General features: G+C 71.6%; 25 protein-coding genes and 1 pseudogene. 17 read left to right on the top strand and 9 right to left on the bottom strand.

Annotation, left to right across the window (positions count from 1 at the left end; genetic code table 11):
* Positions 1 to 27: 27 nt before the first annotated feature.
* On the bottom strand, positions 28 to 246 hold the full coding sequence (locus tag ABZU69_RS18860) for a DNA-binding protein (protein ID WP_354965603.1): 219 nt from the start codon (positions 244 to 246) through the stop codon (positions 28 to 30).
* Positions 247 to 443: 197 nt separating this feature from the next.
* Here ABZU69_RS18860 and ABZU69_RS18855 point away from each other — a divergent pair, with 197 nt between their 5' ends.
* Positions 444 to 632 (top strand): hypothetical protein, encoded by a 189-nt coding sequence (locus tag ABZU69_RS18855; RefSeq protein WP_354965602.1) that lies wholly within the window; start codon positions 444 to 446, stop codon positions 630 to 632.
* Between the two features lie 76 nt (positions 633 to 708).
* Here the strand turns inward: ABZU69_RS18855 and ABZU69_RS18850 are convergent, their stop codons facing one another.
* A complete protein-coding gene (locus ABZU69_RS18850) occupies positions 709 to 1059 on the bottom strand; it encodes a hypothetical protein (RefSeq protein ID WP_354965601.1) in 351 nt (116 codons plus the stop codon).
* A gap of 211 nt (positions 1060 to 1270) precedes the next feature.
* Between ABZU69_RS18850 and ABZU69_RS18845 the strand changes: the two are divergent.
* The 3 genes and pseudogenes from ABZU69_RS18845 to ABZU69_RS18835 form a co-directional block, all read left to right on the top strand.
* Positions 1271 to 1507 (top strand): annotated as a pseudogene (locus tag ABZU69_RS18845) (hypothetical protein); the annotation flags it as partial.
* A 181-nt stretch (positions 1508 to 1688) separates the two neighbouring features.
* Positions 1689 to 2681: a DNA polymerase III subunit delta gene (gene holA, locus ABZU69_RS18840; RefSeq protein ID WP_354965661.1), complete on the top strand. Its 993-nt coding sequence runs from the start codon at positions 1689 to 1691 to the stop codon at positions 2679 to 2681.
* The gene (locus ABZU69_RS18835; RefSeq protein WP_354965600.1) at positions 2678 to 3100 is read left to right on the top strand and encodes a hypothetical protein; all 423 of its coding nucleotides are present in this window, start codon (positions 2678 to 2680) and stop codon (positions 3098 to 3100) included. The genes holA and ABZU69_RS18835 overlap by 4 nt, the downstream gene beginning before the upstream one ends.
* A 94-nt stretch (positions 3101 to 3194) precedes the next feature.
* Here ABZU69_RS18835 and rpsT read toward each other — a convergent pair whose 3' ends face one another.
* A complete protein-coding gene (gene rpsT / locus ABZU69_RS18830; RefSeq protein WP_210912321.1) occupies positions 3195 to 3461 on the bottom strand; it encodes a 30S ribosomal protein S20 in 267 nt (88 codons plus the stop codon).
* 185 nt (positions 3462 to 3646) lie between these two features.
* Positions 3647 to 4633 carry a phosphotransferase gene (locus ABZU69_RS18825; protein WP_354965599.1) on the bottom strand — a complete coding sequence of 329 codons (987 nt, stop codon included), beginning with the start codon at positions 4631 to 4633 and terminating at the stop codon, positions 3647 to 3649.
* A 61-nt stretch (positions 4634 to 4694) separates the two neighbouring features.
* Here ABZU69_RS18825 and ABZU69_RS18820 point away from each other — a divergent pair, with 61 nt between their 5' ends.
* The 8 genes from ABZU69_RS18820 (at position 4695) to ABZU69_RS18785 (ending at position 12759) form a co-directional block, all read left to right on the top strand.
* Complete coding sequence (locus ABZU69_RS18820) at positions 4695 to 5231, top strand: DUF4240 domain-containing protein (protein ID WP_354965598.1); 537 nt, start codon at positions 4695 to 4697, stop codon at positions 5229 to 5231.
* Between the two features lie 125 nt (positions 5232 to 5356).
* Positions 5357 to 7234, top strand: a complete 1878-nt coding sequence (gene lepA, locus ABZU69_RS18815) for a translation elongation factor 4 (protein WP_354965597.1) — start codon at positions 5357 to 5359, stop codon at positions 7232 to 7234.
* Between the two features lie 390 nt (positions 7235 to 7624).
* Positions 7625 to 7909 (top strand): GlsB/YeaQ/YmgE family stress response membrane protein, encoded by a 285-nt coding sequence (locus ABZU69_RS18810; RefSeq protein ID WP_074313648.1) that lies wholly within the window; start codon positions 7625 to 7627, stop codon positions 7907 to 7909.
* A gap of 522 nt (positions 7910 to 8431) precedes the next feature.
* Complete coding sequence (locus ABZU69_RS18805; RefSeq protein WP_354965596.1) at positions 8432 to 8716, top strand: GlsB/YeaQ/YmgE family stress response membrane protein; 285 nt, start codon at positions 8432 to 8434, stop codon at positions 8714 to 8716.
* Positions 8717 to 8949: 233 nt separating this feature from the next.
* Positions 8950 to 10239, top strand: a complete 1290-nt coding sequence (locus ABZU69_RS18800) for a sugar ABC transporter substrate-binding protein (RefSeq protein ID WP_354965595.1) — start codon at positions 8950 to 8952, stop codon at positions 10237 to 10239.
* Positions 10236 to 11222, top strand: a complete 987-nt coding sequence (locus ABZU69_RS18795) for a sugar ABC transporter permease (protein WP_354965594.1) — start codon at positions 10236 to 10238, stop codon at positions 11220 to 11222. Before ABZU69_RS18800 ends, ABZU69_RS18795 begins: the two co-directional genes overlap by 4 nt.
* Positions 11219 to 12049 carry a carbohydrate ABC transporter permease gene (locus ABZU69_RS18790; protein ID WP_354965593.1) on the top strand — a complete coding sequence of 277 codons (831 nt, stop codon included), beginning with the start codon at positions 11219 to 11221 and terminating at the stop codon, positions 12047 to 12049. The genes ABZU69_RS18795 and ABZU69_RS18790 overlap by 4 nt, the downstream gene beginning before the upstream one ends.
* A gap of 68 nt (positions 12050 to 12117) precedes the next feature.
* Complete coding sequence (locus ABZU69_RS18785) at positions 12118 to 12759, top strand: MOSC domain-containing protein (RefSeq protein ID WP_354965592.1); 642 nt, start codon at positions 12118 to 12120, stop codon at positions 12757 to 12759.
* A gap of 68 nt (positions 12760 to 12827) precedes the next feature.
* On the opposite strand, the gene ABZU69_RS18780 is transcribed toward ABZU69_RS18785, so the two are convergent.
* Both ABZU69_RS18780 and ABZU69_RS18775 read right to left on the bottom strand, forming a co-directional pair.
* A complete protein-coding gene (locus tag ABZU69_RS18780; protein ID WP_354965591.1) occupies positions 12828 to 13730 on the bottom strand; it encodes a phytanoyl-CoA dioxygenase family protein in 903 nt (300 codons plus the stop codon).
* 222 nt (positions 13731 to 13952) lie between these two features.
* Positions 13953 to 14813: a hypothetical protein gene (locus tag ABZU69_RS18775; protein ID WP_354965590.1), complete on the bottom strand. Its 861-nt coding sequence runs from the start codon at positions 14811 to 14813 to the stop codon at positions 13953 to 13955.
* Positions 14814 to 15117: 304 nt separating this feature from the next.
* Here ABZU69_RS18775 and ABZU69_RS18770 point away from each other — a divergent pair, with 304 nt between their 5' ends.
* A complete protein-coding gene (locus ABZU69_RS18770) occupies positions 15118 to 15882 on the top strand; it encodes an SDR family NAD(P)-dependent oxidoreductase (RefSeq protein WP_354965589.1) in 765 nt (254 codons plus the stop codon).
* A gap of 63 nt (positions 15883 to 15945) precedes the next feature.
* Here ABZU69_RS18770 and ABZU69_RS18765 read toward each other — a convergent pair whose 3' ends face one another.
* A complete protein-coding gene (locus tag ABZU69_RS18765; RefSeq protein WP_354965588.1) occupies positions 15946 to 16734 on the bottom strand; it encodes an enoyl-CoA hydratase-related protein in 789 nt (262 codons plus the stop codon).
* A gap of 19 nt (positions 16735 to 16753) precedes the next feature.
* On the opposite strand from ABZU69_RS18765, the gene hemW reads away from it, so the two are divergent.
* Positions 16754 to 17977 carry a radical SAM family heme chaperone HemW gene (gene hemW / locus ABZU69_RS18760; protein WP_354965660.1) on the top strand — a complete coding sequence of 408 codons (1224 nt, stop codon included), beginning with the start codon at positions 16754 to 16756 and terminating at the stop codon, positions 17975 to 17977.
* Between the two features lie 102 nt (positions 17978 to 18079).
* Here the strand turns inward: hemW and ABZU69_RS18755 are convergent, their stop codons facing one another.
* Positions 18080 to 18700, bottom strand: coding sequence for a DUF4870 domain-containing protein (locus tag ABZU69_RS18755; RefSeq protein WP_354965587.1), 621 nt, complete (start codon positions 18698 to 18700; stop codon positions 18080 to 18082).
* A 198-nt stretch (positions 18701 to 18898) separates the two neighbouring features.
* Between ABZU69_RS18755 and hrcA the strand changes: the two genes are divergently transcribed.
* The 3 genes from hrcA to ABZU69_RS18740 all read left to right on the top strand — a co-directional run bounded on the left by hrcA (position 18899) and on the right by ABZU69_RS18740 (position 21898).
* A complete protein-coding gene (gene hrcA / locus ABZU69_RS18750) occupies positions 18899 to 19921 on the top strand; it encodes a heat-inducible transcriptional repressor HrcA (RefSeq protein ID WP_074313627.1) in 1023 nt (340 codons plus the stop codon).
* Between the two features lie 73 nt (positions 19922 to 19994).
* On the top strand, positions 19995 to 21140 hold the full coding sequence (gene dnaJ / locus ABZU69_RS18745) for a molecular chaperone DnaJ (protein ID WP_172899204.1): 1146 nt from the start codon (positions 19995 to 19997) through the stop codon (positions 21138 to 21140).
* Positions 21141 to 21163: 23 nt separating this feature from the next.
* Positions 21164 to 21898, top strand: a complete 735-nt coding sequence (locus tag ABZU69_RS18740; protein WP_354965586.1) for a 16S rRNA (uracil(1498)-N(3))-methyltransferase — start codon at positions 21164 to 21166, stop codon at positions 21896 to 21898.
* 227 nt (positions 21899 to 22125) lie between these two features.
* Here ABZU69_RS18740 and ABZU69_RS18735 read toward each other — a convergent pair whose 3' ends face one another.
* Complete coding sequence (locus ABZU69_RS18735) at positions 22126 to 22887, bottom strand: SDR family oxidoreductase (protein WP_354965585.1); 762 nt, start codon at positions 22885 to 22887, stop codon at positions 22126 to 22128.
* Positions 22888 to 22931 lie beyond the last annotated feature (44 nt).

Here is a 22931-nt window from a genome sequence, read left to right as displayed (position 1 = left end):
TCCGTCAGTGCGCGACGGGGAAACCGGTCAGCTCTCCGGCGGCGGCGGCTCGTCCGCGCCGCGCGCCTTCCACGGCTGGTGCTCGGCGATCCAGCGCTCCACGTCTTCGGCCCACCAGACGGAGCCACCGGCCAGGCGGTCAACGGGCTCGGGGAAGTCGGGGCGGCTGGTGAGCTGGACGACCCGGACGCGCGACACGCCTAGGCGTTCCTGTAGCTCCGCCGAGCCGTACAACCTCCGGGCCATGCCCCGAGGATCCCGGCCGGACCCCCTTACGGAGTCGCAACCCCCCTTGCGGCCACCCGTCCGCGCTGCTCACCCGTCGCCACCCACCCCCTTGCACACTTGACAGGGGGTCGCTCGTTCGGTCCCCTATAGGGGCGGTCCGGGCACTTGAGCGGGGCTCGGTGCCCGGACCTGCACCGACTATGGGAGGTGGGGCCATGCTGGAGCGGGAGCTACCCCGATCGGAATGGGTGCCCATGCTGGCCAAGCGGATCATCCGGCGGCACTGGATCGTGGGCTACTGCGAACGGTGCGCCGGACGGACGGACGCGTGCCCGGCGCTGCGGTGGGCCCGGGACCGGGTGAGAGCGCACCGCCTGGCCGGCAACCGGCCTGCCCGGTACTGAGCGCAGACAGCACGAAAGAACGGCCCGCACCCGGAGGAGACCAATCCGGGGGTGCGGGCCGTCCGTCTGTGACCGCTCAGACCGGCTGAGACGCCTTCTCTCGCGCCACCTTGGCGGCGTGGCGCTCCAGGCCCGCCAGCGCCACCGCCGCGCGCTCCCGGGTCTCCCTGGCCGCTTCCACGGCGTTGCCGGTGATGGTCGTCCCGGTGCCGAACAGGCGGCCGCCGCTCGGAGACTCCACCACCTGCCGCACCCGGTCGATCTCGGCCAGGTCGGCCACTGCCGCTTCCAGCTCCGCCACCACCAGCTCCGCCACCACCAGATCCGGCCGCGCCAGTCCGGCGGCGGCCTGGCCGTGCAGGTAGGTCAGCCACTCCGTGCGGCGCTGCTCGATCCCGGCGGCTACCTGCTGCCGGACCTGGCCCACCGCGTCCCGGGTGCCGTCCGCCGTGATCTGTGCGGCCTGCGCCTGCTCCTGCCGCTCCCGGATCGACCGGGTGACCGTGGCCGCGTCCAGGGGCGCACCGGAGGCGGCGGCCTCCGCAGCGTCCCGGCGCGCGTCGGGCCCGGCGTTGTCCCCCGGAGATCAGGTGTTGGCGCACCTGCCGGGCCCGATCATTGTCGGTACCCGCCGCGCTCATGCGTCGGCATACCAGGACCTGGGTTTCCTCGACGCGGTCCGGCCGGCCGTCGCGCTGGTGCCGGTGGGCACCGGCAACACCTACGGGCACCCGAATCCGGGGTTGCTCGCCCGGCTGAGCAGGGGCGGTGCCCGGGTGCTGCGGACCGACACCGACGGCGATCTGGCGGCGATCGGGACGGGGGCGGGCCTGGCGGTGGTGCGCCGAGGCGTGCCGCCGGGTCGACGACCCTGAACCGGGCGGGGAAGGATGCTGGCGTGACTTCCGGTGGAAATTGCGCGACCAACGCGGTAAATGCTGGGGGTATACGAATTTCGAGGGGGATCAGGGTGAATGTCGGGATTTGCACTGACTGCGGGCTGTGCCGACTGAGCGGCGAATGACCAGGCACGATCCCGCCGTGGGCCGTGCGAATATGGGCGGCGTGACCCCCGCCAGCCTCGCCCCCATTCTGCTCGTCCTCGGTGATGAGGAGTTGCTCGCCACGCGAGCGGTGACCGAAGCTGTCGCGAAGGTACGCAGCGTCGACCCTGAGGTGGACGTCCGCGAGTACCAGGCCAGTGCGCTCACCGTCGGCGAGATCGCCGAGATGCTCAGCCCGTCGCTGTTCGGCGGGCGGCGGCTGCTCGTGCTGCACGCCGGGCAGGACGCCCGCAAGGACCTGGTCGCGGCGCTGCTGGCGTATGCGAAAAACCCCGACCCGGAGGTCCAGCTGCTCGTGCTGCACCTGGGCGGGGCCAAGGGCAAGGCGTTCGCGGACGGGCTGCGGGCTGCGGGCGCGACCGTGATCCCGGCGGCCAAGCTGCCCAAGGGGCAGAAGGGGCACCGCGACCGGGTGACCTTCGTCCGCGACGAGATCCGGCGGGCCGGCGGCAGGTGCACCGACGACGCCGCCGAGGCGCTGATCGCGGCGGTCGGCAACGACCTGCGCGAGCTGGCCGCCGCCTGCTCCCAACTGGTCGCCGACACCGACGGTCGGATCGGCGCCGACACGGTCGCCCGCTACTACCGGGGCCGGGTCGAGGTGAGCGGCTTCACGGTGGCGGACGCCACCATGGTCGGGGACGTGCCGGCCGCGCTGGAGGCGCTGCGTTGGGCCCTGCACGTCGGGGTCGACCCGGTGCCCATCGCCGACGCCCTGGCCGACGGGGTCCGCACGGTGGCCCGGGTGGCGTCGGCCGGGCGGGGCAACGCGTACCAGCTCGCCAGCACCCTCGGCATGCCGGCCTGGAAGATCGAGCGGGCGCAGCGGCAGGGGCGCGGCTGGACGCCCGAGGGGCTGGTCCGGGCCATGCAGGTCGCCGCCGAGTGCAACGCGGCCGTCAAGGGCGGCTCGGACGACCGGGCGTACGCCCTGGAACGTGCTGTCTTCTCGGTCGCGGCGGCCCGGCAGGGCAGCATCCGGTGACGGGGCCGAACCGTACGGCGTGGGCCACCATCCCCGCCGATGAGGAGCGTTATCGGCCGCTCTACGCCCGGCTCCTCGGCCTGCGGTTCGTCAACCCCGGCGGGGTGCTCTGCTTCCTCTTCTTCGAGGGCACGGTCGCGCTGGCCGTGCTGCTCGCCCTCGCCGAGCTGGTCACCTGGTGGGCCGTGCTGGTGCTGCCCGCCGTGGTGGCGGTGATGGTGAAGCTCAACGACATGGTGGCCGCGATCGTGGTGCGTTCCGCCGCGCTCGTGCCCGAGCAGGAACGGGACCGCTTCCGCCGGCAGATGGAGCCGGTGGTCGGCCGGGCCCGGGTGGAGTGGATCTCGCACACCGTTCCCGGCGTGGTGATCAACGCCGATCAGGTGCCACCCAACCGCCGCACCGACCCGTCAGACTGACCGGGGGTAGGGGCGGAGAACGTGCCCGCGGGTGGACACACGGAAGCCCCGGGCCGGGGCCCGGGGCTTTCCGAATCAGTCTGACGGCGAGTCGTCAGGCGGAGAGCGACACCACGCGCTTGGCGATCGCGGACTTGCGGTTCGCGGCCTGGTTGGAGTGGATCACGCCCTTGCTGACAGCCTTGTCCAGCTTGCGCGAGGCCTCCTGCATCAGCGCGGCGGCCTTCTCGACGTCACCGGCCTCAGCAGCCTCGTTGAACTTCCGGACGGCGGTCTTCAGCGACGACTTGACCGACTTGTTGCGCAGCCGGGCCTTCTCGTTCTGCCGGTTGCGCTTGATCTGGGACTTGATGTTCGCCACGCGACAGCCTCGTCTTGATAGCTCGGGTTGGTCAGTTTAGGTGCGCGAGATGACGAACATGCGTCATCGCTGCGCGAAGAGCCAGGTTACCAGGTCGCCCGGGACGAGCCAAAACGGCTCCGTGCTCGCGCGGCCGAACGCGCCGCTGATCCGGCCCGTCGGGGCCCAGGTTACGCCCCCGCCGGTCATCGCCAGCCCTGGCGGTGGGCGAGCCAGTCGAGCGCCTGCTCGCCACTCCACCGCTGGTGCGCGGGCAGGTGCGGCGAGGCCGTCACCGGGGCCGCGGCGGCGCCGGTGAGGAAGTAGCCGGCCAGCGCGGCCAGGGTGGCGTCCAGCGCGTCCGGGGGCGCGCCCGCGGTCACCGGGTGCGCGGCGAAGAGCCGGTCCGCGTCTAGGCCGCTGGCGTACGCGGTGAGCAGCAGGCCGGCCAGGTCGAACCAGGCCGGCCCGTGACAGACCCAGGTCCAGTCGCAGAACCAGGCCCGGCCGTCCGCGTCGATGAGCACGTTGTCCACCCGCAGGTCACCGTGGGTCAGGCCGGTCGCCCCGGTGGCGTACCGGGGGAGGCGGGACTCCAGCGCCACCAGCTCGGGCAGCCGACCCCGCACGGGCTCGGGCAGCGCCGGAGGTGGCTCCCGGCCGGCGGCGACCTCCTCCCACCAGAGGATGTCCGACCGGGCCAGGTCGGCCAGGTGCGGCAGGTCGAGCGCGGTCAGCCCGGTCGGAGGGTCGGCCAGCGCGGCGGCGACCTCGGCGTACCCGGCGAGCGTGGCGTCCAGCTCGGCGGGCGCCCAGGGTAGCCGCGGGGTGTGGCCGTCGACGGCGTCGGTGCAGAGCACGAACCAGCCGGCCTCGTACAGGGTCCACCGGGGGCGAGGCGCCGGCAGGCCGGCCGGCAGCCGGTCGAGGATCGCGGCCTCCCGGGCGTACGAGTCGACCAGGCGCGGTTGCTCGACGGCGGACGCGGCCTTGACGAAGGCCCGGCCGCCGTCGGCGGTGCCGAGCACGGCGGCGAAGCCCCGGGTGAAGCCCGCGCCGGCCACCCGGGCGGTGACCACCGGCGCGCCGAGCCGGTCGGCGATCGCGGCCCGCAGCGCCGCCGGCAGCGCCGGCCACGACGGGCGCAGCGCGCTCGCGTGGTACGGCACCGGAGGCAGCGGCGTCGGGGACACCCCACCATGCTGCCCCGGGGTACGTGCACAGCGCGCGGCGACACTGCCAGACTGCCAAGCCATGAGGACCGAGGACTTCTGGCAGCTGATCGACGAGGCCCGGGCCGGCGGAGGGGGAGAGCCCGGCCCGGTGGCCGCGCGCGCTGTGGCGCTGCTCGCCCAGCGTGACCCGGAGGACATCGTCGGGTACGCCCGGCACCAGACGCGGGTGCTGGCCGCGTCGCACAAGGCGGATCTGTGGGGGGCGGCGTACCTGATCAACGGCGGCGCGTCGGCGGACGGCTTCGAGCACTTCCGGGGCTGGCTGATGACCCAGGGTCGGGCGGTCTTCGCCCGCGCGGTCGCCGACCCGGACTCGCTGGCCGAGCTGCCCCAGGTGCGGGCCGCCTCGCTCAGCGGGGAGGAGTTCTCCGCCGAGCAGATGCTGGCGGTGCCCTGGGACGCGTACCGCAAGGCCACCGCGTCGGAACTGCCGGCGGCCCGGGAGCCGGTGCGCGCGCCGGACCTCAACGACTTCTGGGACTTCGACGACGAGGAGGAGGCCCGCCGTCGGCTGCCCCGGCTGGCCGCGCTCTTCGTGGAGCCGCCGGTGGAGTGACGGGCGCGGGCGCTTCGCAGGCCGATCCATCGCCCGCGCAGCGGGGGCACCCCGGCGGCGTGGGAACATAGAGGGGGTCGGCGGCGCGCCGGCCTGTTCACGTCAGCCGACCAGAACGGACCGCTGTGCCACCGAAGCTCGATCCCGGCGCGAATGCTCCTGGTGCCACCGACCCCGGTCGCATCCGGAACTTCGGCATCATCGCCCACATCGACCACGGGAAGTCGACCCTGGCCGACCGGATGCTGCAGCTCACCGGCGTGGTCGACCCCCGGCAGATGCGCGCCCAGTACCTGGACCGGATGGACATCGAGCGCGAGCGCGGCATCACCATCAAGAGCCAGGCCGTCCGGATGCCGTGGACCATCCGCGAGGGTGAGCGGATCGGTGAGCACGCGGTGCTCAACATGATCGACACCCCAGGACACGTCGACTTCACCTACGAGGTGTCCCGGTCGCTGGCAGCCTGCGAAGGGGCCGTGCTGCTGGTCGACGCCGCGCAGGGCATCGAGGCGCAGACCCTGGCGAACCTCTACCTGGCGCTCGAGAACGACCTGCGCATCATCCCGGTGCTCAACAAGATCGACCTGCCGGCCGCCCAGCCGGAGAAGTACGCCGAGGAACTGGCCCACCTGATCGGCGGCGACCCCGCCGACTGCATCCGGGTCTCCGGCAAGACCGGCGAGGGCGTGCCGCACCTGCTCGACGAGATCGTCCGGCAGTTCATCCCGCCGGTCGGCGACGCCGAGGCGCCCGCCCGGGCGATGATCTTCGACTCGGTGTACGACGTCTACCGCGGCGTCGTCACCTACGTCCGGGTCATCGACGGCCGGATCAGCGCCCGGGACCGGATCAAGATGATGTCCACCGGGGCGGTGCACGAGCTGCTGGAGATCGGTGTCATCTCGCCGGAGATGGTGAAGGCCGAGGCGCTCGGCGTCGGCGAGGTGGGCTACCTCATCACCGGCGTGAAGGACGTCCGACAGTCCCGGGTCGGTGACACGGTCACCATCAACAGTCGGCCGGCGGCCGAGGCGTTGGGTGGCTACAAGGACCCGAAGCCGATGGTCTACTCCGGCCTCTACCCGATCGACGGGTCCGACTACCCGAACCTGCGCGAGGCACTGGACAAGCTCAAGCTCAACGACGCCGCGCTGGACTACGAGCCGGAGACCTCCGGCGCGCTCGGCTTCGGCTTCCGCTGCGGCTTCCTCGGCCTCCTCCACCTGGAGATCATCCGGGAGCGGCTGGAGCGCGAGTACAACCTTGACCTGATCTCCACCGCGCCGAACGTCGTCTACCGGGCGATCACGGATGACGGCGAGGAGATCGTCGTCACCAACCCCAGTGAGTACCCCACCGGCAAGATCGCCGAGGTGTACGAGCCGGTGGTCCGGGCCACCGTGCTGACACCCAATGACTACGTGGGCGCGGTGATGGAGCTCTGCCAGGGTCGGCGGGGCAGCCTGCTCGGCATGGACTACCTCTCCGCCGACCGGGTGGAGCTGCGCTACACGCTGCCCCTCGCAGAGATCATCTACGACTTCTTCGACCAGTTGAAGAGCCGGACCAAGGGCTACGCCTCGCTGGACTACGAGCCCTCCGACGAGCAGGCGTCCGACCTGGTGAAGGTGGACATCCTGCTGCACGGCGAGCCGGTTGACGCGTTCAGCGCCATCGTGCACAAGGACAAGGCGTACAACTACGGCGTCACCATCGCCGCCAAGCTGCGCACGCTGATCCCGCGCCAGCAGTTCGAGGTGCCGATCCAGGCGGCCATCGGCAGCCGGGTCATCGCCCGGGAGACCATCCGGGCGATCCGCAAGGACGTGCTCGCCAAGTGCTACGGCGGTGACATCAGCCGTAAGCGCAAGCTGCTGGAGAAGCAGAAGGAAGGCAAGAAGCGGATGAAGATGGTCGGCCGGGTCGAGGTGCCGCAGGAGGCCTTCATCGCCGCCCTCTCCTCCGACTCCGGCGACGGCAAGGCCGCCGGCAAGAAGTGACACCGGCGCCGGTGCGCCGGCGCTGACTGACGAACACGGCCGGTGCCCCGGCCGGGCCGGTCGCGACGACCGATCGCCCGACGGGGTGCCGGCCGTCGCCGTACCCCGGCCGGCGGCACCGCCGTTTCTCGCCGGCTGGCGGGTCGTGGCAACGGGCCGACCCGGCCGGGGCGGAGATTTTTTCGGGCCTCGCCGGTGGCGGGTGGCCCCCACGACAGGGCGGGTGACCTGTGTGGACGCGCCCTGTGTCAACCGACGCAGCCGTGGCGCATTGACGCCCACCGTTGGTGTCGATGGTGAGTCGGTTTGGATTTTCGGTGGGTCGGGAACTTAGCGGTCACGACAGGAAGCACACATCGTGTGTCAGACATTCTTTGAAGGAGGGCGACCGTGGAGCTCACCGTGTGGGGCATTATCACTGCGCTTGTTGTTGGTCTCATCGTCGGCGCGCTGGGCCGCCTGGTCGTTCCGGGCCGGCAGAACATGCCGATGTGGCTGCACATGCTGATCGGTGTCGGCGCGGCCCTGCTGGGCACCGTGCTGGCGCGGGCGATCGGCATCGCGACCGAGACCAACGGGATCGACTGGGGCGAGCTGCTGGTGCAGGTCGTCGTGGCCGCGATCGCGGTTGCGCTGGTGGCCGGCGTGGGTCGCCGCCGCAGCGTCACCCGATAACACCCGCACCACCGCGACACATCCGAAGGGCGCCCGACCGACTGGTCGGGTGCCCTTCGCGTTCATGCCCGACGGTCTCGTCCTGGCGCCAGCCCGCCTTTGATCCACTCGACATCAGGGATCTCGCGGTGTCCCTGCTGCCGGGACACCCCGATATCCGTGAACTCGTGTCGATCACGCCAGCGGCGGCCGTTCGCCGCCGTCGGCGCTCGCCCGCAGCCCGTGCACCTGCCCCCAGCGCGCCCGTCGCCGCTCGCAGCCGCCCGCGGCCAGCCCCGCGCACACCGCCCGCTGCCCGCCGTGGCCCGTCGGCCGTCCGGCATGGCCCGCCGTCTGTCGCCCGTCCCGCGCCCGTCGCCCTCGGCCGCAAGAGGCAGGGGGCGGTGGAACCTGTCCGTGTACGCCCAGTCGTGATCGTCTGGTGCGGGAAGTCGGTTTGGATTTTCGGCGGGTCGGGAACTTAGCGGTCACGACAGGAAGCACACACCGCGTGTGTCAGACATTCTTTGAAGGAGGGCGACCGTGGAGCTCACCGTGTGGGGCATCATCACTGCGCTTGTTGTTGGTCTCATCGTCGGCGCGCTGGGCCGCCTGGTCGTTCCGGGCCGGCAGAACATGCCGATCTGGCTGCACATGCTGATCGGTGTCGGCGCGGCCCTGCTGGGCACCGTGCTGGCGCGGGCGATCGGCATCGCGACCGAGACCAGCGGCATCGACTGGGGCGAGCTGCTGGTGCAGGTCGTCGTGGCGGCCATCGCGGTTGCGCTGGTGGCCGGCGTGGGTCGCCGCCGCAGCATCACCCGATAACAACCCGGCATCACCTGGCACCACCGCACCACTGGAAAGAGCGCCCGGCCCTCGGCCGGGCGCTCTTTCGTGTGGGAGTGCCCGACTTCGGCCCGATGCCACAGCGCCTTTCGCCGGCCCCCTGCGGTACGGTCGCCACGCTTCCGCCGGCACGCCCACTGTTGTAAAGGAATCCTTCGTACTAAGGTGCGGCGGAGAAGGTTAGTTCCAGGCGGCGCGAGGGGAGAAGTGGCGTGAACAGGTGGAAACGGCTGGCCCCGGTCACCGCCGTGGTGGCCTCGGCCGCGATGGTGCTGACCGGCTGCGGCGGGGGCTCCGGCGACGACGCGGCAGACGACAGCAAGCTCACGGTCTGGATGATGGGCGAGGGCGGGGACGCGCAGAACACCTTCCTCGACGGGGTGGAGACCGAGTTCCGGCAGAAGCACCCCGACACCGACGTGGTGGTGCAGTACATCCCCTGGCTCGAGGCGCCCAAGAAGTTCCAGGCCGCGCTCGCCGGCGGTGAGGGACCGGACATCACCGAGCTGGGTAACACCGAGACCCAGGGCTGGGCGGCCCAGGAGGCGCTCGCCGACGTGAGCGGCCGGATGGGCGGCTGGGCCGACGGCAAGGACCTGCTGCCTGACCTGGTACGCAACGCGCAGCTCGACGGCAAGCAGTACGGCGTGCCGTGGTATGCCGGCGTACGGGCCATCTACTACCGCACCGACTGGTTCGCCGAGGCGGGCGTGCAGCCGCCGAAGACCTGGGACGAGCTGATCAGCGTGGCCAAGGCCGTGCAGGCGAAGAAGAAGGGCACCTACGGCATCGCCCTGCCGGGCAACTCCGAGCTGCCCTTCTATTCCTTCCTCTGGGGCGCCGGCGGCGAGATCGCCAGCAACCAGGGCGGCGCCTGGAAGTCCGGCTACACCACGCCGGAGGCGCAGCGGGCCGTCAAGTTCTGGACCGACATGGTGACCGTCCACAAGGTGGCCCCGCCGGCCGCCGCGGGCTGGAACGAGATCGACGCGCGTACCCAGTTCGCCACCGGAAAGGCCGCGATGGCCTTCGCCGGCAGCTGGCAGCAGGGCGCCATCAAGAAGGACAACCCCGAGATCGAGAAGGTCTGGGGTACGTTCCCGATCCCCGGCCCGGACGGCAAGGCCGCGCCCGGTTTCGCCGGCGGCTCGGACGTGGCGATCTGGAAGGACAGCGAGCGTCAGGACCTGGCCTGGGACTACCTGACCGTGCTGCTGAACAAGAAGAACTCGCAGAGCTTCGCGAGCAGCCTCGGCTTCTTCCCGGTCTACAAGGACCTGGTCGCCAGCGACACGTACACCAACGACAAGGTGATGGCGGCGTTCGCCACCACCATGCAGAACACCAAGCTCACGCCGCTCACCCCGAAGTGGGTGGAGGTCAGCCGAACCAAGACGGTGACCCAGGCGATGAACAGCTCGGTCATGAAGGGTCAGAAGACGGTCGAGAAGGCCACCGCCGACGCGGCCGCTGAGATGGAAAGCATTCTCAACGCCAAGTGACCACGCTGACCGAGGTGCCGGAGACGGCAGCCGCGCGGGAGAACCCCGCGCGGCGGCGTCGCCGAGTCGACCGCCTGCCGTACCTGCTGCTGCTGCCCGCACTGGCGATCATTGGGGTGCTGCTGCTCTGGCCGCTCGGCCAGGTCGTGGTGATGTCCTTCTACCGGTTGAACAGCGTCCGGCAGTTACGCGGCGACCGGGAGTGGCCGTGGGTGGGGTTGGGCAACTACGCCGACATCCTCACCGATCCGTTCTTCCTGACCGTGCTGCGCAACACGGTCCTGTTCGCCGCGGCCAACGTGCTGCTCACGATGGTCCTCGGCACCCTGGTCGGGCTGCTGCTCAACCGGCTCGGCCGCAAGATGGCCACCTTCGTGGCCAGCTGCGTGATGCTCGCCTGGGCGACCCCGGCACTGACCGGGACGATCGTCTGGAAGTGGATCTTCGACGACACCAGCGGTCTGGTCACCTGGCTGTTCAACGCGCTGCCGGACGGCCTGTCCAACGCCCTTTTCGGCCACAGTGACTGGACCGGCTACGGCTGGTTCAACTCGCCGCTGCTCTTCTTCGCCATCCTCACCCTGGTGGTGGTCTGGCACTCGTTCCCCTTCATCGCGGTGAGCGTGCTCGCCGGCCTGAAGAGCGTGCCGAGCGAGCTGCACGAGGCCGCCCGGGTGGACGGCGCCGGCCCCTGGCGGGCGTTCTGGAAGATCACGTTCCCGCTGCTGCGCCCGGTCTTCGGGATCCTGATCGTGCTCTCCACCATCTGGGACTTCAAGGTCTTCACCCAGCAGTTCGTACTGGCCGGAGGCACACAGGACCGGCCGACGTTCATGCTCTCCATCTACTCCTACGCGGAGGCGTTCTCGCCACCGCCGAAGTACGGCCTCGGTGCGGCCATCGCGGTGATCCTCACGCTGATCCTGCTCCTGGTCACCGGCTTCTACGTACGGATGGTGCTCAGGCAGGAGGACGAGTCGTGAAGAAGTTCGCCCTCAACGGCGCCGGGCTGCTGGTCGCGCTCTTCGCGGCGTTCCCCGTCTACTGGATGATCTCCACCTCGCTGAAGCCGAGCAAGGAGATCTTCTCGTCCACCCCGCAGCCGGTGCCGACCCACCCGACGCTGGCGCACTACCGGGAGATCCTGACCGGCAACCTGATCCCCGGCGTGAGCTTCGCCGACTTCTTCCTCAACAGCGCCCTGGTCGCAGTCTCGACGGTGGTGCTCAGCGGCCTCGTCGCGCTGCTCGCCGCGACCGCGGTGGCCCGGTTCCGGTTCCGGCTGCGGACCAGCTTCCTGATCATGCTGCTGGTGGTGCAGATGATCCCGCTGGAGGCGCTGGTCATCCCGCTGTTCCTGATGATCCAGCGGCTCGGGCTCTACAACACCCTGCCCAGCCTGATCCTCACGTACCTCGGTTTCTCGCTGCCGTTCGCGGTCTGGATGCTGCGCGGCTTCGTCGCGGCGGTGCCCAAGGAACTGGAGGAGGCGGCCGCGATCGACGGAGCCAGCCGGGCCCAGATCTTCCGGCGGATCCTGTTCCCGCTGGTCGCACCCGGCCTGGTGGCCACCAGCATCTTCTCCTTCATCACCGCGTGGAACGAGCTGATCTTCGCGTTGACGTTCATCAACGACCAGAATCGGTACACGCTGCCGGTGGCGATGACCTTTTTCTTCGGCCGGGACGACACCAACTGGGGCCCGGTGATGGCCGCCTCCACCCTGTTCACCCTGCCGGTCATCATCTTCTTCCTGCTGGTGCAGCGGCGGATGGTCTCCGGCCTGGTCGCCGGCGCCGTCAAGGGCTGACGGCCGCCCACGGCTGTCGGCGATCTTGGCGACGCGCCACCCCGTCGGGTCCCGCTAGGCTGACCGCCATGACGGGCAGGGTGGCAGCGGTGAACCTCGGTGTGGTCACCGAGGCCGAGTGGGCCGGCGACGCGAGCGGTCGCAGCGGCATCGACAAGCGGCCGGTGGACGCGCCGGTGCTGATCCGGGTCGACGGGGTGGTCGGCGACTTCATCGGCGAGCGAGCCCACCACGGCGGCGAGGATCAGGCGGTCTACGCCTACGCGGAGGAGGACGGCGCCTGGTGGGCGACCGAACTGGGCCGGGACATCGGGCCCGGCGGCTTCGGCGAGAACCTCACCACGTATGCGGTCGACGTGACCGGCGCGGTGATCGGTGAGCAGTGGCAGATCGGGTCCGCCCTGCTTGAGGTGACCAAGCCTCGAACGCCGTGCACCACCTTCGCCGGCTTTTGGGGCGTACCGGACCTGATCAAGCGGTTCACCGTCCGGGCGCTGCCCGGGGCCTACCTGCGGGTGCTGCGCGAGGGGGAGGTGGGCCCGGGCGACCCGGTCGAGGTGGTGGACCGGCCCGCGCACGGGGTGACCATCGGCGAGGTGTTCCGGGCGACCAGCCTCGAGCCGGAGCTGCTGCCCCGGCTGCTCGACGCCGAGGACCTGCCGGAGCCGATCCGGGAGAAGGTCCGCCGCCGGCTCGTGGGCCGCGCCTGACGAACGCCCGGCGGACGCGCAAGAGCCCCTGCCATCTCCAGACGGCAGGGGCTCTCGCGGTCAGCGGGTCAGCGGAGCCAGGGGACGCTGCGGTCCAACAGGCCGCGCTCCTTGAGCTCCTTGCGCAGCGGGATCTCGTCGTCGACGTACCCGTCCCAGTTGATGCCCCAGTAGTTGGCGGTGTGAGTGCCCTCGCCGATCAGCTGGCGCTGCACCGGCGTGCGGTTGCGGTACCACTCGCCGTCCAGGTCCGGGTGCAGCTCGTCCAGCGGGCGGATCCACCGGTACGTGTAGCCGACGAAGAGCATCTTGCGGGTGATGGACGACAGGTTCGTCGACCGCGAGTGCCACTGGCGGCGGTCGAAGATGAAGGCGTCACCCGGGTTGGCGGTGATCTCCACCGTGCCCTCCGGGTCCGGGTTGTGCACGCTGAGGTCCTTCGGCCGGGGCAGCGAGTTCAACAGGTGGCTGCCCGGGATGACCTTGGTGGCGCCGCGACCGGTCTCGGAGAGGTCGGAGAGCACGTACGCGACCTTGAGCGAGAACATCGGCCGGGGCAGGTTCGGGTCCATCGTCTCCGGGTCGGAGTTCTGGCGGTACCCGTCCTGGTGCCAGCCCCAGTACGGCTTCTCCGGCTGGAGCGCCGGCGGGGTGACGTCCAGGTGGTTGTGGTGGGTGTAGATGTTCCAGCCCGCCAGCCCCCACATGTACGGGAAGGCGATCGGGTGGGTGAGCAGCTCACCGAAGAGCTCGTCGCGCTCCAGGAAGCCCAGCAGGTGCAGCGTGCCGTCCTTCTTGGTGTTGCCCTTGGCCTGTTCCTCCGCGTAGACGCGGTCGACCGCCGCCTCCAGCGCCGCCCGGTGATCCTCGGTCAGGACGTTGCGCAGCAGGAGGAAACCCTGCTCGTGGAACTCCTTGCGGTCAGTGTCGCTGATCGGTTCGTAGCCGGTCCGGTCGCCGTAATCGAACACCGCGTCGTACCCCTCCCCATGAGGTGAAACCATTTCTGGCACAGGCCGCCGATCGTAACGCGCATACCTCGGCATTGGGGAGGGCGTGCGGAGCGGTTGGACACCGGTCGGACCGCGCGCAGCGGGACTGTCACGGATGGTCAAATTTGCGTGATCAATAGCAGCCTCTGTGGGCCGTTGTCCGATTGTGCGGTGACTGCCGGTTAAGAAATCGGGGCGGTGTCACGCCTCGGCGAACACCTCGGCCACCACCTGACCGGCGGGGCCCTGCTCGCCACTCACCCGCCCCCAGGTGCCGTCCCGGGCCGTCCACTCCAGCCCGCCGAAGCGGACCCGCTTCACCCCGTGGTCCTGTGCGTGCGAGACCAGCCAGTGCGCGTACCGCCAGCCGTCGCGCTGGTCGCCCGCGGTCACCGCCAGCCCGGTCTGGTCGTCCGGGTCGGTGCTCGACACCCCCCAGTCCAGCACCAGGTTGCGGGTCAACTGGGCGGCCGCCGCCGCGCCGCGCATCACCGGGGTACGCCCCACCGAGCAGGCGACCGCGCCGGTGACGTCGCCCAGCAGCGCCCGGCTGAGTACCTCGGAGTCGTCGGCCCACTTCTGGTACGCCTCGGGGAACGCCGAGCGCTGCACCCGCTGGGCGGCGTCGGTGACCCGCATCGACTCCCAGCCGCGCACCTTCTTCAGCGCCGCGTAGAACCGGTTCGCCGCGTAGCGCGGGTCGCGGATCTGCTTCGGGCTGCCCCAACCCTGGCTCGGGCGCTGCTGGAACAGGCCGACCGAGTCACGGTCGCCGTCAGCGAGGTTGCGTAGCCCGGATTCCTGGTAAGCCGTGGCCAGCGCGACCACCACGGCCCGCTCGGGCATCCCGCGCTGGGCGCCGATCGCCGCGATGGTCGCCGCGTTGGCCATCTGGTCGGCGTCCAGGGCGACCCGACCGTCGGCCTGGACCGTGCAGGTCCGCGAGGACAGCGGCAGTCGCAGCTCGTCTCCGACCTGCCGCAGGACGAGCCAGATTGCGATCACGGCGACGAGGACGAGGACCACGCCACCCGCCACGGTTGCCCGAGTTCGCACCCACACCCCCAGATCGACAGTCCGACAAGAGTACGTCCCCCGGCGACCAATCCGGGTCGTCCGACCGGTTTCGAACCGACGGGACCGACCTACGCCGACTGGAGATTCCCCCTCCGGTCGGGGTCTCACCCGACTTCCTGATCGCAGGACTATTGCCCGGATTCTCCGAATTTATCCCCAATGGTCTGTCGTCAGCGTCACGATGGCCGAGTTCGGTGGAAAGTGCTTGATCGGTCAAGCGGTTGCCTGACATGACACGTCAATTACCCGGGCCCGTCAGGACCTGGGCCACGGACCGAGGAGGAGTCCCATGGGAACGCTGGATGGCGAGGTCGTGCTCATCACCGGCACCGGTGGAGGTCTGGGCCGCGTCGCGGCGCTGGCCTTCGCGCGGGAAGGTGCACGGGTCGTCGGGGCCGACATCCAGATCGATGGCAACAACGAAACGGTCGACCTCGTCCGGAAAGCCGGTGGGGAGATGACGGGCATCGCACCGGTCGATCTCACCGACCCGGAACAGGTGCGCCAGTTCGTCGAGGACGCGGTGGCGGCGTACGGCGGGCTTGACGTGGTTTACAACAACGCGGCCGCGCTCCGCTTCGGCCCGATGCCCGACTTCTCCGTCGAGGACTGGCGGTACACGATCACCGGCGAACTCGACATTCCCTTCTTCGTGTCGAAGTTCGCCTGGCCGCACCTGGTCCGGCGCGGCGGCGGCGTCATCATCAGCGCCGCTTCCATGGCCGGAATGATCGGTGGCCATGTCCCCCCGATGGTCGGGCACGCCGCGGCGAACGCCGGCATCATCGGCATGACCCGACAACTCGCGCTCGAGGGCGCGCCCCACGGGATCCGGGCGGTGGCGATCAGTCCCGGGCCCATCGTGAGCCCGGCCAGCGAACGCGACCTCGGCGACAACCAGGCGGCCCGGGACGCGATCACCGGCAAGACGCTCGTCAAGCGCTTCGCCCAACCCGAGGAGGTCGCCGAGCTGGTGGTCTTCCTCGCGTCCGACCGGGCCTCGTACATCACCGGCGCGAACTACCCGGTCGACGGCGGCGCGACCGCGTGGTGACGGACCTCGGGGCGCCGCCTTTCCCGGGCGGCGCCCCACCCTCATCGAGGCCGTTTGCTCTGCTTAGACGTCGAGAGCGGGCACCCAGTGCGCCGGTCGTTTCTCCCGGAACGCGGTGACCCCCTCGCGTCCCTCGTCGGAGAGGAAGTAGCCGGTCGACAGAGCGGACAGCCGGGCCAGCTCAGCGCGCAGCTCGGCGGTGCCCGGTTGGCGCAGCAACTCCTTCGCGCCGGCCAGCGCACCCGGGGCGCCGCGCACCAAGGAGTCGCAGTACCGGCTGACCGCCGAGTCCAGCCCCTCGACCGGGACCGCGGCGGTGACCAGGCCGATCTCGGCGGCCCGCCGGCCGTCGAAGGTGTCGCCCGTCAGGTACAGCTCGGCGGCGGCGCGCGGGTGCAGCCGGGGCAGCACGGTCGCCGAGATCACCGCCGGGATCACCCCGATCCGCACCTCGGTGAAGGCGAACGTCGCCTCCTCGGTGCAGACCGCCAGGTCGGCGGCCGCGATCAGGCCCAACCCACCGGCCCGCGCGGGCCCGGCGACCCGGGCCAGCACCGGCTTCGGGCACTCCCAGAGCGCGGCGAGCACGTCGCCCAGCATTCCGGCCGGCACCGTCCCGCTGGCATACGCGGCGGCGGTCTCCTTCAGGTCCGCGCCCGAGCAGAACACCGGACCGGTGTGGTCGAGCACGATCACCCGGACCGCGTCGTCGGCCACCGCGTCGGCCAGCCCGGCCAGCAGCTGGGTCATCAGGCCGGTGGAGAGCGCGTTGCGGTTGTGCGGGCTGTCCAGGGTGAGGGTGGTCACCCCGCGGGCCGTGGAGACCCGCACGAGCACGTCGGGAGAGGTCATGCCGGGCACACTAGTGGCCATGCCCGGCGTCCTTCCAGATGGTGAGACCGTCCCCGCCGACGGATCGCTGCCCGCCACCGCCACCACCGCGGTCGGCGCGCGCGGCTTCGGCGTGTACGTCCACGTGCCGTTCTGTGCCAGCCGCTGCGGCTACTGCGACTTCAACACCTACACCGCGGCCGAGTTGGGCGGCGGCGCCAGCCGCGAGGGGTACGCCGACACCGTGCTGGCCGAGCTGGCGCTCGCCGCCCGGGTGCTCGGCGACAACCCACCGCCCCGGGTCGACACCGTCTTCGTCGGCGGTGGCACGCCCACTCTGCTTCCCGCCGACGACCTGGCCCGCATCCTCGACGGCATCGACCGCACCTGGGGGCTGGCCGCCGACGCCGAGGTGACCACCGAGGCCAACCCGGAGTCGGTCACCCCGGAGTCGCTGAAGCTGCTGCGGGCCGCCGGCTACACCCGGATCTCGCTCGGCATGCAGTCCGCCTCCCCGGGGGTGCTGGCGATCCTGGACCGCAAGCACAGCGCCGGTCGGGCCACCGCCGCCGCCCTGGAGGCGCGCGACGCCGGTTTCGAGCACGTCAACCTGGACCTGATCTACGGCACCCCGGGGGAGCGGGCCGAGGACTTCGCCGCCTCGCTGGAGCAGGTGGTCGCAGCCGGGGTGGACCACGTCAGCGCGTACGCCCTGATCGTGGAGGACGGCACCCGGCTGGCCGCCCGGATGCGTCGCGGCGAACTGCCGTACCCCAGCGACGACGTCGCCGCGGACCGTTACCTGGCCGCGGAGGCTGCCCTCGACGCCGCCGGCCTGTCCTGGTACGAGGTCTCCAACTGGGCCCGCACCGACGAGGCCCGGTGCCGGCACAACCTGCTCTACTGGACCGGCGCCGACTGGTGGGGGCTGGGCCCCGGGGCGCACAGCCACGTCGGCGGGGTGCGCTGGTGGAACGTCAAGCACCCGTCGGCGTACGCTGAGCGGCTGGCCGCCGGCGCGTCACCCGGCCTCGCCCGGGAGGTGCTCACCGGCGACGAGGCGCACATGGAGGACGTCATGCTCCGGCTGCGGCTCGCCACCGGGCTGCCGCTGGCGGTGCTCGACGCCACCGGCCGGGCCGGCGCCGAACGGGCGCTGGCCAACGGACTGCTGGCCGCACCGGAGTACGCGGCCGGCCGGGCGGTGCTCACCCTGCGCGGCCGACTGCTCGCCGACGCCGTGGTGCGCGACCTGCTGCCCTGAGCCGGCGTGCCGCCGCCGGTCGGCCCGACGGCCGTCGGCAGTCGGCCCGCCGGTCGACCGACGGCGGTGCACCGGGTCGGCCGGGGGAGCGGCCGACCCGGGTCACTTGATGAAACTGGCCGACATCGGGTAGCGGTAGAGCTGGCCCTCGTTGGCCTTCATCCCGGCGATGATCCCGAACAGGATCTGGATCACCACCACCGCGATGCTGGGCAGGAAGAGCAGGCACCAGCTCACGAAGAGCAGCACGAACGCGATGATCGACCAGAGGATCTGGAAGTTCAGCGCGGCCAGGGCTTGCGCCCGGACGGCCGGCGACTGCTGACCGCGGGCCAGATAGGCGATGAGCGGGGCGACGAAGCCCAGCGGGCCGAAGCTGATCAGCGCGCCGGCGGCGCCGCCGAAGTGCGCGACCAGTGCCCAGGTCTTGTCCTCGTTGCTGGCGTAGCCGCCGCCGGGGCCGCCGTAGGCGCCGCCGGTCGGATAGCCGCCAGGGGGATAGCCCCCGGGTGGCGGAGGGTAGCCGCCCGACGGCGGTTGGTCACCGGTGGGCGGCGGATAGCCACCGGCCGGGGGATAGCCGCCCGGGCCGGGTGCCCCGGACAGTGGTGCGGTGGGTGGCTCGGCCGAGGAGGCCGGGCCGGGAGCGGCCGGCGGGTAGGTCGGCTCCGGCGGCTGATCGCCGGGGTCTCCCGCACCGGGAGGGCGAGGTGGTTCAGTCATGGATGTCACGGTAGGGGCCCGTGGCAACGCCCACCAGAGCGACACCGCCGGGCCAGCCTGTCTGAACGGACAGCGGCGGCCTTGATCATCGCGCTGGGGGGCACGCCGACGTAGACTGGCACTCGTTACAGTCGAGTGCCAGTACGGCCCGCCGGCCCCGCCGTGCCGGCGGCCGACGTGCGACAGGAGGTGCGGAGGATGGGTCTGGACGACCGCAAGCTCGCCGTGCTCCGCGCCATCGTCGAGGACTACGTCTCCACGCAGGAGCCGGTCGGCAGCAAGGCGCTGGTCGAGCGGCACCAGCTCGGTGTCTCCCCGGCCACGGTCCGCAACGACATGGCCGTGCTGGAGGAGGAGGGCTACATCCGGCAGCCGCACACCAGTGCCGGCCGGGTGCCCACCGACCGCGGCTACCGGCTCTTCGTGGACCGGCTGTCCCGGGTAAAGCCGCTCAGCCCGGCCGAGCGCCGGGCCATCGAGCGCTTCCTGGTCGGCGCGGTCGACCTCGACGACGTCGTGCACCGCACCGTACGGCTGCTCGCCCAATTGACCCGGCAGGTGGCCGTGGTGCAGTACCCGAGCCTGGCCCGCTCCTCGGTGCGCCATCTGGAGCTGGTGCCGATCTCCACCACCCGGCTGATGCTCGTCATGATCGCCGACACCGGGCGGGTGGAGCAGCGGCTGGTGGAGCTGCCCGGGCCGGTGCATCCCGACGACGTCACCGACCTGCGCCGACTGGTCAACGAGAAGCTCGCCGGCGCCCGACTGTCCGACACGCCGCCGCTGGTGCAGGCGCTGGTCGAAGAGGCGCCGTCCGAGCTGCGCCCGGCGATGACCACGCTCTCCACCGTGCTGCTGGAGACGCTGGTCGAGCGGCACGAGGAGCGCATCGCGCTGGCCGGCACCGCCAACCTCACCCGGGGCGGGCTGCTCGACTTCCAGGGCTCGCTGCGGCCGATCCTCGAGGCGCTGGAGGAGGAGGTCGTGTTGCTCAAGCTCATCGGCGAGACCGAGCCGAGCACGACCCGGGTGCTGATCGGCGACGAGAACGAGTTCGACAACCTGCGTGCCGCCTCGGTGGTCAGCACCGGGTACGGCCCGGGCGCCACCATCGTGGGTGGCCTGGGGGTGCTGGGGCCCACCCGGATGGACTACCCCGGCACCATCGCCACGGTGCGCGCCGTGGCACGCTACGTGGGCGAGTTGCTGGCCCAGAACTGACCAGTCAGGGCCGACGGCCGGCTGCGGCCGCCGACCGGCGCAACGCGAGACGAACATGAGGACACGGAACGCAGTGGCCAGGGACTACTACGGCATTCTCGGTGTGAGCCGGGAAGCCTCCGATGACGAGATCAAGCGCGCCTACCGCAAGCTGGCGCGCCAGTTCCACCCGGACGTCAATCCGGACCCGGAGGCTCAGGAGAAGTTCAAGGACATCAACGCCGCGTACGAGGTGCTCTCGGACGACCGGAAGCGGCAGATCGTCGACCTCGGTGGCGATCCGCTCGCCCCGGGTGGCGGCGGCGCCGGCGGCCCGGGTGGTCCGGGCGGCGCCGGCCCGTTCGTCGGGTTCCAGGACATCATGGACGCGTTCTTCGGCGGCGCGGCGGGTGGCGCGCGCGGCCCGCGCCCGCGGACCCGGCCGGGCGCCGACGCGATCCTGCGGCTGGAGCTGGACCTGCACGAGACGGCGTTCGGGGTCGAGGCGCCGATCACCGTCGACACCGCGGTGCTCTGCACCACCTGTTCCGGCGCCGGCACGGCCGCCGGCACCCACCTGGCCACCTGCGAGGCGTGCGGCGGCCGGGGCGAGGTGCAGTCGGTGCAGCGCACCTTCCTCGGCCAGGTGGTCTCCGCCCGGCCGTGCACCGTCTGCCAGGGCTACGGCACCACCATCCCGCACCCCTGCCCCACCTGCGCAGGCGACGGCCGGGTGCGCACCCGCCGTTCGCTGACCGTGAAGATCCCCGCCGGCGTCGAGGACGGCATGCGGATCCGGCTGGCCCAGCAGGGCGAGGTGGGCCCGGGTGGCGGCACCGCCGGTGACCTCTACGTGGAGATTCACGAGCGGCCGCACGACGTGTACTCCCGCAAGGGCGACGACCTGCACTGCCGGGTCACCGTCCCGATGACGGCGGCGGCGCTGGGCACCCGGCTGACCATCAAGACGCTGGACAGCGAGGAGACGGTCGACGTCAAGGCAGGCACCCAGCCCGCCAGCACGCTGCGGCTGCGCGCCCGCGGTGTGCCGCACCTGCGTGGCACCGGGCGGGGCGACCTCTACGTGCACCTGGACGTCCGGACGCCGACCAAGCTCGACCCGGACCAGGAGAAGATGCTGCGCGACTTCGCCAAGACCCGGGGCGAGGAGGTCGCCGAGCTGACCAAGCAGGGCGGCTTCTTCTCCCGGATGCGCGACGCGTTCAACGGCCACGCCTGACCGGCGCGGCTAGCCTGATCATCGTGTCCGCCCCACTGTTCCTGGTCGAGTCGCTGCCCACCGCCGACACGATGACCCTCGACGGTCCCGAGGGGCATCACGCCGCCACCGTGCAGCGGCTGCGGGTCGGCGAGGAGCTGCTGCTCGCCGACGGCCGGGGCGGCACGGCCGCCGCCGTGGTCACCGCCGTCGGCCGGGGCAGCCTGGAACTCACGATCACCTCTCGGGGATACGTGGACGCGCCCGTACCCCGGCTGGTGATCGTGCAGGGCATCGCCAAGGGCGACCGGGGAGAGCTGGCCGTGCAGGCGATGACCGAGGTCGGGGTGGACGAGATCGTGCCCTGGGCGGCGGTCCGCTCGGTCACCCAGTGGCGCGGCGACCGGGGCGTACGGGCCCGGGAGAAATGGGTGGCCACGGCCCGGGAGGCGGCCAAGCAGGCCCGCCGCCCCTGGTTGCCGGTGGTGGCCGGGGCGCCGGACGAGTCGACCGCCACGGTGACCCGCCGGATCGCCGGTGCCGCCGCCGGGTTCGTGCTGCACGAGGAGGCCGACGAACGGCTGACCGTCGCCGACCTGCCGCCGGCCGGGGAGATCGTCCTGGTGGTCGGCCCCGAGGGCGGCATCGCCCCGGCCGAGCTGACCGCTTTCCGCGAGGCGGGCGGCCGACCGGTCCGGCTCGGCCCTGCGGTGCTACGGACGTCCACCGCCGGGGTGGCCGCGCTCAGCGTGCTCGCCACCCGGCTCGGCCGCTGGTAGTCCGGGCTCGGAGCCGTTCCCACCCCCGAGGGCGACGCCCGCCCCGGCTGTCCTGCCCCCGACGTCCCAGCTCCCCCAACCACCCTGCCCGCGCCCTTTGCTCTGCTTCAACCACCGCAACACTTGCGGCCGTCGGGTGTTGCGCCCGTTGAAGCAGAGCAAAGGCGCGATGAGCAGGTCGGGCGACTCGACAACCGGCGGGTCCGGCTCGATCGCGGAACCGGCGGTCAGCTGCGCAGGTAGGAGGCGCCGTTGAGGTCGACGATGGTGCCGGACGCCCACTCGGCCTGGGGCGAGGCCAGCCAGTGCACCGCAGCGGCGATCTCCTCCGGCCGGGCCACCCGGTCGAACGGGCTCTGCGCCCGGATCGCCGCGCCCGGCTCACCGCGCAGGTGCTCGGTGGTCATGTCGGTCGCCACGAAGCCCGGCGCGACGGTGGCGACGGCGATGCCGTACGGCGCGAGCGCCACCGCGAGGGACTGGCCCAGCGCGTTCAGCCCCGCCTTGCTGGCGCCGTACGCCGGCTGCGACGGCTCGCCCCGGAACGCACCCCGGGATGAGACGTTGACGATCCGCCCGCCGCGCTCCCGCATGTGCTGGGCGGCGCACCAGGTGACGTTGCCGGCGCCGGTCAGGTTGGTCTCGAGCACCTGCCGCCAGCGCTTCTGCCACTGCTCGTAGGAGGCGCCGAAGATCGGGTGCGGGTCGTCCCGGTCGCCGTACACCCCGGCGTTGTTGACCAGCACGTCCAGGCCGCCCAGCAGTTCGGCGGCCCGGTCCACCATGGCCCGGACCTCGTCCGGGTCGGTGAGGTCGGCGCGGACCACCACGTGCCCCGCGCCGGGCAGTTGGGCGCGTAGCTCTTCAGCGGCGTCCGCGGAGTCGCGATGGTGGATGGCCACCCGGTCGCCGCCGGCCGCGAACGCCGTCGCCACCGCCCGGCCGATCCCGCGCGAGGCCCCGGTCACCAGTACCGCCCGATTCGTCACGCCGGACATCCTGCCGTAGCCGCCGCGGATGTCGGGACGGGACC

Source organism: Micromonospora sp. NPDC005206, from assembly GCF_040608175.1.
Classification (GTDB): Bacteria; Actinomycetota; Actinomycetes; order Mycobacteriales; family Micromonosporaceae; genus Micromonospora.
The sequence above is the reverse complement of the archived record's forward strand: the minus strand, read 5'-3'. Positions and strand labels throughout refer to the sequence as shown.